Here is a 13,961-nt window from a genome sequence, read left to right on the forward strand (position 1 = left end):
CCGACGTTCGATGATGCGAAAGCAATCGCGAAGGATATCACGGAGCGTTATGAATCCGGCGAATACAGTGTAGTCCATATCGTCTACACACGTTTCGTTTCGGCTATCAATTCCGTACCGGAAACGTTCCAGCTTCTCCCGTTTGAGGGACTGGTCGGTGATAACACAGAGGTGGCTGAGAATGCCGAAGCAGAAGGCGCTGAGGAGAGTATGCTTGACTCCAAGTCCGATGATGATTACATGGACGACGACAAGTATATCTTTGAGCCGAACGCTGAAGATGTTCTCGGATACCTGCTGCCGCAGTATTTGGTGACAATGATTTACGCGGCGCAGCTGCAGGCCGCAGCCAGCGAGCTCTCATCGCGTATGACGGCTATGAGCAACGCTACCGACAACGCTGAAGAGCTGAACAAGAAGCTCGGTTTGCAGTATAACAAAGTACGTCAGGCGAACATTACCCGCGAGATCTCTGAGATCGTGGGCGGTGCTGAAGCCTTGAAGTAAGGAGGTCTACCATTGGCTAATGGAAAGGTAGTACAGGTCATTGGACCTGTCGTTGATATTGAATTTCCGCTGGGAGAACTGCCGGAAATCCTCAACGCTATCACAATCAAAGGAAAAGCCGGTGATCTGGATATCGACCTCGTTGTCGAGGTCATGCAGCACCTGGGCGACAGCGTTACCCGCTGCATCGCTATGAGCTCTACCGATGGTTTGGTTCGTGGGATGGAAGCAGTTGATACCGGCGCACCGATTAAGGTTCCTGTCGGACCGGAATGTCTCGGACGTGTATTTAACGTTCTCGGACAGACGGTTGATAAGAACCCGGCTCCGGTCGGCAACAAAGAATCATGGCCGATCCACCGTAAAGCACCTAAATTCGAGGAGCAGGATGCTACGGCTACAATCCTCGAGACAGGTATCAAGGTCGTCGACCTGATTGCTCCGTACTCCCGTGGTGGTAAAACGGGTCTGTTCGGCGGCGCAGGCGTCGGCAAAACTGTCCTTATTCAGGAACTTATTCACAACATCGCAACTGAGCACGGCGGCTACTCCGTATTCGCAGGTGTCGGTGAGCGTACACGTGAAGGTAACGACCTTTGGACTGAGATGACGGAATCCGGCGTTATCAGCAAGACGGCTCTGGTCTACGGCCAGATGAACGAGCCGCCTGGAGCACGTATGCGCGTTGGTCTTACAGGTCTTACAATGGCGGAATACTTCCGTGATGTTGAGGGCCAGGACGTGCTTCTCTTCATTGATAACATCTTCCGTTTCATTCAGGCAGGTTCTGAGGTTTCCGCTCTGCTCGGCCGTATGCCGTCTGCCGTTGGTTATCAGCCGACACTGACGACGGATATCGGTGCTCTGCAGGAGCGTATTACTTCGACGAAGAAAGGTTCCATCACATCGGTTCAGGCTGTTTACGTCCCGGCCGATGACTTGACGGACCCGGCGCCGGCAGGCACATTCACGCACTTGGATGCTACGACGGTTCTTTCGCGTCAGATCGCTGAGCTCGGTCTGTACCCGGCTGTTGATCCGCTCGATTCCACATCCCGTATTCTCGACCCGAATATCATCGGTGAAGAGCACTACGAAGTTGCGCGCGGCGTGCAGGCTGTGCTCCAGAAATACAAAGAGCTGCAGGATATCATCGCTATCCTCGGTATGGAAGAGCTTTCCGATGCCGATAAGCTGACGGTTGCCCGCGCTCGTAAGATTCAGCGTTTCCTGTCCCAGCCGTTCGCAGTTGCTGAACAGTTCACGGGTCAGCCGGGTAAATACGTTCCGCTTAAGGAAACGGTTCGCGGCTTCAAGGAAATTCTGGAAGGCAAACATGACGATCTGCCGGAGAATGCATTCTACATGGTCGGCACGATCGATGAGGCTGTAGCAAAGGCTCAGAAGCTCAAAGAGGAGGCATAATCTATGCCGACAATTAAGCTGGAGGTCGTTTCCCCTGACGCAATGGTTTATCAGGCGGATATCTCTATGCTCATTGTCCGTTCAATCGACGGCGAGCTCGGCATTCTGCCGCATCACGCTCCTATGATTGCAGGACTTCTCCCGTGCGCTATGCGCGTGAAGTTCGAGGATCATGAAGAGCTGATTGCTGTCGCTGGCGGCTTCATGGAGGTTCAGCCGGATAAAATCACGGTACTCGCATCCGCTGCAGAGACGGCGATTCAGATTGATCCGATTCGTGCGCAGAAGGCATATGAGCGTGCCAAGAAGCGTATTGAAGAGTTCAACAGCGCTCCGTCGCGGCATCAGGATATCGATATGAACCGTGCCCATCTGGCTCTTGAACGTGCTGCTGCCCGTCTCAAGGCTAGTTCCGGAAAACGATAAAAACAAAAAGAGACTCCTTCGGGGGTCTCTTTTTTTGCGTTAAAAAGCAGGGAAAGTCAGGCAGAGTCATGGTGGAAATTGTTTTAAAATAATGACGTTGCAAAAGGAATTATATTATGTCACAATAAAAATAGGATAGGGGGGTACGACCCTTTCCGGACGAAATGGCCGGAGTGCCCGACCCGGCCGGGGTTTTACAGGGGGCAGCTCCTTGGAGCGGCCTTCAAAAGGAGGTAATATACATGGATGTATCAACTATTGCGAAAACACAAGTCGGGATGACGAATTATGTGAAAAACGCAAAGGGCACGGACAAAGGTAAAGATGCCGAGGTGCATGAAAAGGGTGCCTATAATGTGGAGCTTTCCGATGAAGGAAAAGCAACCGCAGCGGGGCAGACTCACGGAGATGCTGTGAAGGGACTGACTCCTGATCAGGTAAATCTTCTGCAGGACGGTATCAACAAGAGCTACGACCTCATGATCAAAACTCTTACCGCACAGAATACCAAGCTGCAGGCATGGCTTGCAAACGGTGACGGTATTCTGAATTTCGATGGAGTCAACATCGACACATCGAGATTTGCACTGCCCGCAGTGGGCACTACACCGGAAGAGGCTGCTGCGGCAATCGCACCCGGCGGTGAATATTCGGTAGAAAAAGTCGCTGACCGTATTATGGGTCTTGCAGTAGCATTTGCCGGGGATGATCCGGAAAAACTCAAAAAAATGCAGGATGCCATTGAAGAAGGCTTCCGTCAGGCGGGAGTAGAATTCAAAGACGCTACAGGCGCAAAAGAAATGCCGGATATTACAAAGCAGACGCACGACGAGATTATGCGCCGCTTTGACGAGCTTTATAAAAAGATTGCTGAACAGAACAGCGGAGCAGACAATCCCGCTGAAGAATAACAAAATGGGAATCGGGCAGCCCGCATTATCGTACGAACAATACAAATGAGCCACGCATATGCGTGGCTCTTCTTGTGTCTATATGATTTATTCCTGCGGAATGAGTTTACCGCCCCCCGGAAGGTCGTAGGTAAGTCCTCCGAGAATTGTGCTTGCGTTTTTGCCGTAGTAAATATTGTATCCTGCACTGTCTATGTTTTTGAAGCTGGCGTCTTCATCACAGAAGCTCATTATATGGGAGTCTCCCGTGAGAATCCACTGAGCGTCCCTGGCAACGGTCAGTGTGACGCTCTTGGCGGTGTCATCGGGATTGATTGCCCCTGTCATGTGAGCTCCGTTCTCAAGCTTCAGCTTGAGAGTACTCTGACTGTCTACAAAAATATCTGCCTTAAAATCATGGTTAGTGTATATGACCGCATCTTTGCCGTCAACGATGGAAAGCTCTCTGTCCTGTATTTCAAAGGAAGAATCACCTGAGCGCGAGCTCTCGGCTATTGCGATTTCGTTGTCAAAGCCGGGAACGGAAGACTCGGTAGGGTTATAGGAAAGCTGTGTGCCATAGGACGCGGCATGAACGTAACCGCTGAGGGCGAGTGCTGCCATAAAAGCGACTGCAGCACGAAGGCAGAGTTTAAATGTCATGAAAACATCTCCTTTTAGGGGATTTGAAATGAAATCATTTCCCTTCTCATTGAAAGTTTAGTAAAGTTTCATGGAAATCATGTGGAAGAAAAAACTCTCCTTCCGTCACGCTGAGCGTGACGGAGGGAGAGTTTGGATTATTCCACCTGCCGTCCTGCTCCCGGGCCGTCATTGGCGACAGATACGCGGGCTTCGGCAAATGTTTTCATGTCGTTCAGCATATGAAGGGCGGCATCTATTATTTTGATGCCCAGGCAGGCAATGCAGCCGCCTGTTATGGTCATGCCGAGCCTCAAAAGCGCAGGCTGGGTATGAAGTATGAAGGGCTTCACCGCAGGGCAGAGGGCCTCTGCATAGCGTGCAATAATTTCCGTTGATTCGTCATCGAGAACAATAAAAGCTCTGTTATGTGCTCCGGCAATAATTGCTCCAAGCAGCGCTGAAACCTCTGTCTTAAGGTCTTTTGGAGTCTTTTGCAAAAACTCGGAGGCCTTATAGCGCAGGCTTCCGTCCGCGTTCAAAAGAGCTTCTCTGAGTGCTGCGGCTTTTGAGCCAACCGTATCATTCTCTGAAGCCTCCGTAAGGGCAACACCAAGGATAGGCACTGAAAAGGTAAGCGATTCCGCCAGTTCACGGCCAAAATCAAAGGCATCTGTCAGGGGCCTTCCTTCTCTCAGATGGGCAATAGTTACCTCTGCGTCAGCATGTTTTGCGAATGCCGAGGTAAGCTGCTTTTGGGCACGGCTGATCTCTCCTGTTGAAAAGCAGAGAAGCGCGCGGCCCGTATCAAGGGATGGACGCTCGTCATCCATTATACCGGCGAGTTCCGTTGCAATCTGCTCAAGATATCCGAGACTGTAGATAGGCTTTGCGAGATTGTCTATGCGGAGCTGGCAGGCGTCCATGGCTTCTTTTGAAAGCTCAGGAAAGGTATCAAGATAAAAATCAAAGGTTTTATTCGTGAGAGGTATGGCCTTTGGAGGCATTGTCTCATCATAAAAATCCGAGATATCGAGAGGCTCCGAAAGAGCTTTGTACGCCGTGACTGCGGCATCAAGAAGATTGACGGCAATGGAGGAGCCTGTGGCTTCTCCGAGACGGAATTTCATATCCATATAAGGAGTGATGCCGAGCTTTTTCAGCATTGCCTTATGGGCAGGCTCGGCTGCGAGGTGTGAGCCCATAAGATAATACGGAGTAAGTGGCGACAGACTATGCGCAATAAGAGCCGCCGCGCCTGTATTGAAGCCGTCGATTACAACAAAGGCATGGTTGGCGGCAGCACCGAGAATGATACCTGCCATACAGCCTATTTCAAATCCGCCTACCTTCATGAGTACATCAAGCCCGTCCGACGGGTCGGGACGGTTCACCTCAAGCGCCTGACGGACAACGCTGATTTTAAGCTTCAGGCGTTCATCGGAAATATTCGTACCGCGTCCTGTGGCTTCCTCCGGAGTAAGTCCGCAAAACGCAGCGGCTACGCAGGCTGATGAGGTGGTGTTGGCTATACCCATTTCTCCCGGAAGGAAGCAGCATACGCCTTTTTCCGCGCATGAGGAAGCAAGTTCGATTCCTGTTTCAAGCGCTTTTACCGCCTGCTCACGGGTCATGGCAGGTCCAACGGCGCAGTTAGCTGTGCCGAGAGCAATCTTTTTTTGAATGAGCCCGGGAAGGTGCTCTGTGGGAGCTGCAATTCCAAGGTCTGCAACGAGAAGCTCTGAGCCTGCGAAATTGGAAAGCGCATTGGCAACCGCGCCCCGTGAAACAAGATAGTTCTCAGTCATCTGGACTGTAGTAGAGGGCGGATAGGCGCTGACCTTCATGGCGGCAACACCGTGGTCGGCGCAGCATATTATAGTACATTTTTTCGGTGGTTCCGGATGGTCGGAAAGTGTAGTGCCGGCATATTTCAAAAGCAGGTCCTTGAGTCCGCCCAGGCCTGTTTCGTCACCTATGGTGCGGCCGAGCTTTGTGCGTATATGTTCAACTGCCTCCCCGTCGGGCGGCTGAATTTTTGCAAGTGTATCTTCGAGTAATGACATGGAGTGCCTCCTAAAAAGTAAACTCATATAGAATTATAACGCATAAATTCAGGTTTTGCCAAAGGCAAAACTACTTCTGTCTGCTATATGTTAGCTATTCGAAAAATTTATAATGGGGTAACGATTACCAAAATTATATTGATGAAAAAAAGTTTGCACTAAGCGGCTGATGAATAGTATAATTTTACTATGTAGAGTAGATTATCTGTTTGGAGATAGAGGATAGAAGATTTATGAAGGAAACAACTTACTGCAGCGATGTGCTCTTGAATTTTATAAAGCAGGTTTCTAAAAAGTTCGACTCCATCGGAGAGTCTTCGAATGCTTTCCGCAGGGAGCTTCCTGCTGTACTCAAGGGAATGCGCGTAGGCCGTATGATCTTTACGGTTGCTATGCCGCCTCCGGGCGCTGTTTTGCAGGGAAAACCTCAGGGCGGTCCTCCGGGGGAGGGCGCGCCTCAGCAGCGGCTTATCCCGTCGCAGGCAATGCAGCGTATACTGCAGCAGTCGCCTACGGTGGAGCGCATTGTGCTGTATGAAAATGATATAGGGCAGGTGGGTACGGATACAATCACGGCGCGCCTGACTTCGGATGTCGGCATGGACATGGAAGTAACTGTGTATGCTGACCCTGACTATACCTTTACGGAGCATGAACGCAGCTACCTGAATTTCCTCATGCAGATGGTATTCCATGTCATAGGCCGTATGCAGGTAATGGGGCTTATGGAGCTTGCCCGCGTTACGGAGGCTGTCGTAGGCATACCGAATGCGGTAGGACTTAAGAACTTTATGGCACGTACCGTCGCAATGCATGAGCAGGGCGGATATACGTCCGTATTTATGAATTTCAAAAACTTCAAATACATTAACCAGCGCGTCGGAATGCAGACTGGCAATCTTATTCTGCGCTATTTTGCCCTGTCCATGCAGCGCCTGATTGAGAAGGACGAGGAAATTGTGGCACGTCTCGGCGGCGATAATTTCTTCCTGTTCATTAAGGACGAGCATCTTGATGAGTTTGAAAGAGTTCTCCGGAATTTCATGCTGGAATTTGAAGAAGGGGAAAACACGCTGGCAATCCGCCTGGAAGTCCGCATGGGTATCTATAAGGTCGGACCGAACGATAAGGTCATCGACATAATGGATAACGCGAATACAGCCATGGTGCAGACCCGTGAACCTGATAAGCCTATCCATATCAGATTCCACCCTCAGATGAAAGAGCGTGAAATCGGCAAGAAGGAGCTCAGCGTTGTATTCCCAAGCGCGCTCCAAAACGGAGAGTTTGTTGTCTATTATCAGCCGAAGATTGATATTGCCGGGCGGCGTATGTTCGGCGCGGAGGCGCTTGTCCGCTGGGAGCGCAACGGCATTGTTGTTTCGTCGAAGGATTTTGTTCCTGTGCTTGAGCGTGATGGAAGTGTCCACATGCTTGATTTCAGTGTGTTCGAGGGATTGTGCCGCGACCAGGCTGAATGGCGGGACAAGGGGCTTGAGCCTGTTAAAATTTATGCAAATTTCTCACGCCAGCACCTTCTTGACAGAGACTGCACGAATCATATCCTGCGCATCATGAAGGAATATAATATTCCCTCTGAGCTCGTTGCCATTGAAATGTCGGAGACATCAAGCGTCGTGGATTATGAGCGCATGGTAGAGTTTGTCGGTGAAATGAACCGCTGCGGAATTCCTGTTTCCATTGATAATTTCGGTACAGGATATTCTTCAATCAGCCTTCTGAAGGACATGAAGGTAGAATCCATAAAATTAGACCCGGCATTCCTCCAGTCTGTTAAAAAGGCAAAGCCGTCGGATACGATTGTGCTGAAAAATATCATTTCCATGGCAGATGCTTTGGGAATTACCGTTATCGGCGAGGGTGTCGAGACGAAGGAACAGGCGGATTTCCTTGAGAAAATCAACTGCAGAATAGCGCAGGGCTTCTGGTACGACAAACCGCTGCCTCACGATTTGTTCGAGGAAAGGCTTGCTGACAAGGATTACTACAAAAATATCGCGGAAAAATAAAATACGCAAAAAATTAACGGAGCAGTGATTTTTTCACTGCTCCGTTGTTTGTTATCCTTTAGAAATTCCAGTGCACCATGAAATTAATGCGTGTTGGCGAAACCTTTTCGTTTGCGATTTCACGTTTCAGTGGAATACCCAGGGTAAGGTTTGCGTGAAGTCCGCCGTTATTATATGCGAGGCCTATGCCCGTGCTGAGCATGGTGGAGTTTGTATTTTCCGGCAATGCGCTTCCATATACGCGTCCGCCGTCGAAGAAGGTGAAGGCGGAAAGATGACGGGATTTTTCTATGGGAACGTAATATTCAATACCTGCGCAGAAGCCTTCGTCACCGTGGAGAATACTCTCTTTGTAGCCGCGTACTCTGCTCATGCCGCCGAGATAAAAGCGTTCAAAAGAGGACAGATGGCGGCGGTTGGTAAGCTGTCCGTCCAGCCGCGCCTGAATCTTTTGCCCGTGCTCGTAATCTTTAATGTAGCCGACGCTTAATTCGTATTTTAAATAGTTGGCGTGCCCGTAAGCCAGGCTGCTGCTGCGTCCAGCAACAAAGCTGTGCTTGTGGTAGAGAACGGAGCTGTCTGTATAGTGAATGAATGAGATATACGGATTCCAGCGATGGTATTGGGAGTCAAGCACTGTTCCACGTCCGATTCCCATGGCAGGGAAGATTTTTCCCATGTCGGTAGTCATTTGACCGTAAAAATACTGCAGACCGACTTCGGTGCGCAGATCGCGGGTGACTTTGAGCGGTGTTCTGAGGGTTATGGCAGCCCCTTTTGAATGACCGTTGATATCCTTTGCACGCGCGGCTCCATATACAACATTGCTTGCAGATGAAATCAGAACGAAATCCATGGAGGAGCCTTTTTTGTCGAGCGGCAGGCAGTATTCCAGAGCGCCTGTATCAACACCCTGTGCACGGAACCACTCCATGGTGAGGCGGTCTTTGTTTCCTGTAAGACTGCGGTTTGTATAGATGATACCCTCGCGCATCATACCGGTGGAATCGCTGAAGCCGCCGTTATCAACGTGCAGGGAAAATGTTTCGTTCTTTGGAGGCTTCGGAAGATTTTTCGGTGGACCGCCTGCAGGAGCACCTGAAGGCGGAACTGCTCCGGTAGGAGGCATGGGAGGCATACGCCGCATAGCGCGGTCTTTCCCAATCTGTTCACGCAGGCGTCCCCATTCGAGCATGTAACGCGTGCGGGCGAGCTGGATACCGGAGCGGTCTCCTGCTTCTGTTCCCTCGATTGTTTTTCTGATAATGAATTCGGGAGTTGGCGGAGCCGCAAAGGAAGTACTGCAGATGCCGCAAAGAAGTGCTGCCGCCGTTGGGATAACAGATAATTTGAGAATTGATTTTGGGTGTATTTTTCTTGTTTGCTGCATAGCTATTCAGCCCCCTGATCAGGAGATATTGTCTGAGGACAACCGTAATATATATTTTGCCCCGCCTCAATAATACGGGCGTTGCGGAGCTGATTACAGAAACCGTAAAGAAAAATATTTTGTATGTAGCATAAACTGTATACTATAATTATATCATAGAGGCCGGTTATTTTTGTAGTGAAATGATATTTACATTTCGTTTGGTGTTGTAATCGAAAGTGTAGGCGCTGAAAATGGAATTAAAAATTTCATGTGAGCTCTGCCCGAATAAATGCAGCCTTTCGGAGGGACAGACGGGTGCATGCCGTGCGAGAGGAATGCGTGGTGGGAAAATTGTTCCGCTGAATTACGGACGTATCACATCTGCGGCCTTGGATCCTATTGAGAAAAAGCCGCTTCAGCACTTTCATCCGGGAAGCTTTATTCTTTCGGTAGGAAGCTTCGGCTGCAATCTTCATTGCCCCTTCTGCCAGAATTATGAAATATCGCAGAGCGGAGCCAAACTTCCTCATCAGACTGTCACCCCGGAGGCCCTTGTAGAGACAGCCCTTGAGCTTGCCGGCAGGGAGCCCGGCAATTTGGGCGTTGCTTTTACCTATAACGAACCTCTCATCGGCTATGAATTTGTCAGGGATACGTCGAAACTGCTGCAGGATGCAGGTCTATATTCGGTGCTGGTGAGCAATGGTATGATATGTGAGCCGTACTGGAGTGAGCTTCTTCCGTATATTGACGCGATGAATATCGACCTCAAGGGCTGGCGGCAGAATTTTTATGATGAGTGCGGAGGAAAGCTGGAAATCGTAAAGAATAATATTGAAAGCGCTGCCAAGGTATCCCATGTGGAGGTTACGACACTTATCATTCCGGGAAAGAATGACAGCCTTGAGGATATGCGTGAGGAAGCGGAATGGCTTGCGGCTCTTTCAAAGGATATCCCGCTCCACATAAGCCGCTATTTCCCGCGGTGGAAAAGCAATATTCCCGCTACGCCCGTGGAGACGGTTTATGCACTTGCGCAGGCAGCACGTGAGCATTTAAACTATGTGTATGAAGGAAACTGCTGAAAATTTTACAGGTCATGCAGTTTTTGCGTTAAATTCAAATTGAAGAAGGTTATGTTTTGTTATCTTTATCCTATATGAGAAAAAATCCCGATCTTGTCTTTGCCGTGCTTTTCGCGGCAGGCGCGGGACTGGCGGCGCCTTTCTCGCCTGAAGCAATGATTTCAAGCGTGAACGGGCCGCTTCTTTTGCTGCTTTTCTGCCTGATGGCTATCGTTGCAGGCCTCAGGGAGAGCGGTGTATTTACATACGGCTTTGTGCGGCTCATGGAGTGCGGACCTACCAGCCGTATGCTGGCACGGCTTTTTATTTTCAGTTGTTTTTTCAGCTCTATGCTCATAACGAATGATGTTTCGCTGATTATTTTTGTGCCCCTTGCTATTCTGACACTGACGAAGGCAAAGCTTACGGAGCTGATGGTTCCTGTGGTGACGGGGCAGACCATAGCGGCCAACATGGGAAGTATGCTGACGCCCATAGGCAATCCGCAGAATCTGTTTATTTATGCCCACTATGGACTGGAGCTTACGGAATTCCTGCGTGTTACAGGGCCTGTGGTGCTTGCAAGCGGCGTGCTGATTTGGTTTTCAACTCTGCGTCTTGCGGATAAGGAATGTATTGTGGAGACGGAGGAAGCTCCGAAGCTGCCGGCCGCACGGATTCTGCTGCTCTGCGCACTCTTTGCCATCTGTATTCTTTATGTTCTGAGAGTTCTTCCTGTGGAGGTACTGTTTTTTGTTGCTGCCGTGCTGTTTTTTATGGACAGACATCTCTTGCTGCAGGTGGATTTCAAGCTTCTCGCGCTTTTTACATTTCTTTTTATAGGAGTGGGGTGCCTTGTGCGGATTCCTGCGCTTGAGGAAGCGCCTGCAGAGCTCCTGGCAGGGCATGAGTTTTTCGCGTCGCTGCTTTTGAGCCAGATTGTCAGCAACGTGCCTGCCACCGTAATGCTTGCGCCGTACACGGAGGCGGCTGATGAGCTGCTGCTGGGTGTGAACATCGGCGGACTCGGTACGATTATTGCTTCAATGGCAAGTGTAATTTCCTTCAAGGCGTATCTTGATACGCGTCCCGACCGCATGAAGGCGTATCTGATATTTTTTACGCTGTCGAATCTGGCGCTGCTTCTGATTCTTCTCTTTGGGGTATGGCTTATGGGCTGGATTTAGGCTGCCTTGTCTTTTTTCGTCATGCTGTGTCAGAGACCGCTCGGCGTAGCCATACTACGCGGTCGCGTTCTCTTCCTTGCCTGACGGAAAAATACTTTGGCAGATTATTTTGGGTTAGGCTGTTTCAAAACACATCAGTTTCGATTACAAGTTCAAATGTTCTTTTTGAGTGTACAAGTATTGTAAAGTATACGATAAACTGCTAAAATATATGGAAATACTTTTAAGATGAGCCGGGGTTCCCGGCTTTTCGTCAGGGGGCATTCGTTTTGCGGATCAATGGAGCACAGGCTGTGCTGGAAAGCCTGAAAAAAGAGGGCGTAGAGGTCGTCTTTGGCTATCCGGGCGGCGCTGTTTTAACTTTGTACGATGAATTATACAAGATGAAATTTCCGCATATTCTCACGAAGCATGAGCAGGGCGCAGTGCATGCGGCGGACGGTTACGCCCGCGTTACGGGAAAGGTGGGCGTTGTGTTTGCCACGTCCGGACCCGGCGCGACAAATCTCGTCACGGGTATCGCTACAGCCAACATGGATTCCATTCCGCTGGTCTGCTTTACGGGACAGGTGGGCAATCCGTATATCGGCAAGGATTCCTTTCAGGAGGCAGATGTCAGCGGTATTGTAACGCCTATCACCAAATACAATTATCTGGTAAAGAACGTTGAGGACCTTCCAAGAGTTATCAAGGAAGCATTTTTCCTTGCGGCTACCGGACGTCCGGGCCCTGTAGTAATTGATATCGCAAAGGACGTTTTTGCGGCTGAATTTGAATACAAATATCCGGAGGCCGTTCACCTTCCGGGATATTCCGGAGACTTTACGGGAAGCCCTGCGCAGATTGAGGAATTTATCTGCGCTCTTGAAGAAGCGGAGCGCCCGCTGTTCTTCCTTGGCGGAGGCGTTACTCTTTCAAATATGACGGAAGAAATGCGTTCTATCATCAAACGTACAGGGGCACCTGTTGTTTCGTCCCTCATGGCGCTGGGCTGTGCCGACCCGGCTGACGAAGCTGCTTTTGGTATGGCGGGCATGCACGGCTGCTATGCGGCGAACATGGCGATACAGGAATGTGATCTTCTTATCGGCGTGGGCGTGCGCTTTGATGACCGTGTGACCAGTCTTGTGGAGGAGTTTGCGCCGAAGGCAAAGATAGCTCATTTTGATGTGGACGCGGCTGAAATCAACAAGAATGTCCGCGTCGATTATCCTGTTCTCGGTGACCTGCGCTGGTCCCTGCCAATTCTCAGGAGAAGACTTGACTCCATCAAAACGGATTTTGCAGGCCGTGTTAAGGCATGGCGTGAGCATACAATTCAGATGAACAAGGAAAAACCCTTCGCCTATGAGTCTGTTCCGGGCTCGGTAATGCCTGAGAAGGTAATCGAGGAGGTAAGCCGTCTCGCAACGGATGATACCATTGTGGTTACTGATGTGGGACAGCATCAGATGTGGGCAGCGCAGTTCTACAGCGCACGCCGTCCTCGTCAGTTCGTGACCTCCGGCGGTCTCGGGACAATGGGCTACGGCCTTCCAGCGGCAATCGGAGCGAAGCTTGGAAAGCCGGAGCAGCAGGTGGTGCTCTTTACAGGCGACGGCAGTATTATGATGAACTGTCAGGAATTTGCCACCGCCGCGGATTACGGCGTTGACGTAAAGGTTGTCATTCTTCACAATCATGTTCTCGGCATGGTTGCGCAGTGGCAGAGGCTTTTCTATAACAAGCATCTTTCCGAGTCCCGCCTTAACGGACATACGGATTTCGTGAAGCTGGCGGAGGCCATGGGTGTTCCTGCCGCGCGTGTTGAAAAGCCTGAGGAGCTCGCGCCTGCCCTTGAGAAGCTTATGGCACATGAAGGCCCTATGGTTCTTGACGTACTCGTTCCGGAAGCGGAGGACGTTCTTCCGATGGTTCCGGGCGGAAAAAGACTTGACCAGATGGTGATGGGAGGAACGGAAGGATGAAAAGATACTGCTTGGCTGTCCTTGTAGACAATAAACCGGGCGTACTGACGCATGTCTCCGGACTCATCAGCCGCCGCGCATTCAATATTGAGAGTATTTCCGCAGGCTATACTGAGGACGAGGATATCACGCGAATCAATATCGTCGTCTCCGTAGACAGCGACCGGGAGCTTGAACAGGTAAAGAATCAGCTGGCAAAGCTGGTGGACGTCATAAAGGTCGTCAATATCAGCGACACGGAGCACCTCGCCCGCGAGCTGGTGCTCATAAAGGTCCGCGCTACTGCTGATACCCGCGCGGATATCGTGAATATCGTGAATACCTTCCGCGCAAAGATAGTGGATATCAGCCGTTCCAATGTAGTCATCCAGCTTACGGGCAACGC

12 protein-coding genes are annotated in these 13,961 nt (G+C 50.3%); 9 read left to right on the forward strand and 3 right to left on the reverse strand.

Going from position 1 to position 13,961, the window contains the following annotated elements; genetic code table 11:
* The 4 genes from ACY69O_RS05975 to ACY69O_RS05990 form a co-directional block, all read left to right on the forward strand.
* Positions 1-507: F0F1 ATP synthase subunit gamma (locus ACY69O_RS05975; protein WP_462332552.1), on the forward strand; the 507-nt coding region annotated here is incomplete at its 5' end.
* A 12-nt stretch (positions 508-519) separates the two neighbouring features.
* Complete coding sequence (gene atpD / locus ACY69O_RS05980) at positions 520-1,932, forward strand: F0F1 ATP synthase subunit beta (protein ID WP_462332553.1); 1,413 nt, start codon at positions 520-522, stop codon at positions 1,930-1,932.
* Positions 1,933-1,935: 3 nt separating this feature from the next.
* Positions 1,936-2,358, forward strand: a complete 423-nt coding sequence (locus ACY69O_RS05985) for a F0F1 ATP synthase subunit epsilon (protein ID WP_462332554.1) — start codon at positions 1,936-1,938, stop codon at positions 2,356-2,358.
* A 242-nt stretch (positions 2,359-2,600) separates the two neighbouring features.
* Positions 2,601-3,269 carry a hypothetical protein gene (locus ACY69O_RS05990; protein ID WP_462332555.1) on the forward strand — a complete coding sequence of 223 codons (669 nt, stop codon included), beginning with the start codon at positions 2,601-2,603 and terminating at the stop codon, positions 3,267-3,269.
* 87 nt (positions 3,270-3,356) lie between these two features.
* Here ACY69O_RS05990 and ACY69O_RS05995 read toward each other — a convergent pair whose 3' ends face one another.
* Together ACY69O_RS05995 and cobT are read right to left on the reverse strand one after the other, a co-directional pair.
* Entirely contained in the window at positions 3,357-3,911 is a 555-nt protein-coding gene (locus tag ACY69O_RS05995; RefSeq protein ID WP_462332556.1) for a hypothetical protein, read from the reverse strand.
* 137 nt (positions 3,912-4,048) lie between these two features.
* Complete coding sequence (cobT, locus tag ACY69O_RS06000; RefSeq protein ID WP_462332557.1) at positions 4,049-5,956, reverse strand: nicotinate-nucleotide--dimethylbenzimidazole phosphoribosyltransferase; 1,908 nt, start codon at positions 5,954-5,956, stop codon at positions 4,049-4,051.
* Between the two features lie 233 nt (positions 5,957-6,189).
* On the opposite strand from cobT, the gene ACY69O_RS06005 reads away from it, so the two are divergent.
* Positions 6,190-7,986, forward strand: coding sequence for an EAL domain-containing protein (locus tag ACY69O_RS06005; RefSeq protein WP_462332558.1), 1,797 nt, complete (start codon positions 6,190-6,192; stop codon positions 7,984-7,986).
* A 58-nt stretch (positions 7,987-8,044) separates the two neighbouring features.
* Here ACY69O_RS06005 and ACY69O_RS06010 read toward each other — a convergent pair whose 3' ends face one another.
* Positions 8,045-9,376: a BamA/TamA family outer membrane protein gene (locus ACY69O_RS06010; RefSeq protein WP_462332559.1), complete on the reverse strand. Its 1,332-nt coding sequence runs from the start codon at positions 9,374-9,376 to the stop codon at positions 8,045-8,047.
* A 233-nt stretch (positions 9,377-9,609) separates the two neighbouring features.
* Between ACY69O_RS06010 and amrS the strand changes: the two genes are divergently transcribed.
* The 4 genes from amrS to ilvN form a co-directional block, all read left to right on the forward strand.
* A complete protein-coding gene (gene amrS, locus ACY69O_RS06015) occupies positions 9,610-10,443 on the forward strand; it encodes an AmmeMemoRadiSam system radical SAM enzyme (protein ID WP_462332560.1) in 834 nt (277 codons plus the stop codon).
* Between the two features lie 56 nt (positions 10,444-10,499).
* Positions 10,500-11,609, forward strand: coding sequence for an SLC13 family permease (locus ACY69O_RS06020; RefSeq protein WP_462332561.1), 1,110 nt, complete (start codon positions 10,500-10,502; stop codon positions 11,607-11,609).
* Positions 11,610-11,878: 269 nt separating this feature from the next.
* Positions 11,879-13,576, forward strand: coding sequence for a biosynthetic-type acetolactate synthase large subunit (gene ilvB, locus ACY69O_RS06025; RefSeq protein WP_462332562.1), 1,698 nt, complete (start codon positions 11,879-11,881; stop codon positions 13,574-13,576).
* The coding region (gene ilvN / locus ACY69O_RS06030; RefSeq protein WP_462332563.1) for an acetolactate synthase small subunit at positions 13,573-13,961 on the forward strand (389 nt) is incomplete at its 3' end. The genes ilvB and ilvN, both read left to right, overlap by 4 nt.

The sequence above is a fragment of the Schwartzia sp. (in: firmicutes) genome (assembly GCF_978017985.1).

Bases quoted from the DNA above. Each gene is read 5' to 3' on its own strand.
- ACY69O_RS05985 (WP_462332554.1), top strand. From the start codon at position 1,936: ATGCCGACAATTAAGCTGGAGGTCGTTTCCCCTGACGCAATGGTTTAT.
- ACY69O_RS05990 (WP_462332555.1), top strand. From the start codon at position 2,601: ATGGATGTATCAACTATTGCGAAAACACAAGTCGGGATGACGAATTAT.
- ACY69O_RS05995 (WP_462332556.1), bottom strand. From the start codon at position 3,911: ATGACATTTAAACTCTGCCTTCGTGCTGCAGTCGCTTTTATGGCAGCA.
- cobT (WP_462332557.1), bottom strand. From the start codon at position 5,956: ATGTCATTACTCGAAGATACACTTGCAAAAATTCAGCCGCCCGACGGG.
- ACY69O_RS06005 (WP_462332558.1), top strand. From the start codon at position 6,190: ATGAAGGAAACAACTTACTGCAGCGATGTGCTCTTGAATTTTATAAAG.
- ACY69O_RS06010 (WP_462332559.1), bottom strand. From the start codon at position 9,376: ATGCAGCAAACAAGAAAAATACACCCAAAATCAATTCTCAAATTATCT.
- amrS (WP_462332560.1), top strand. From the start codon at position 9,610: ATGGAATTAAAAATTTCATGTGAGCTCTGCCCGAATAAATGCAGCCTT.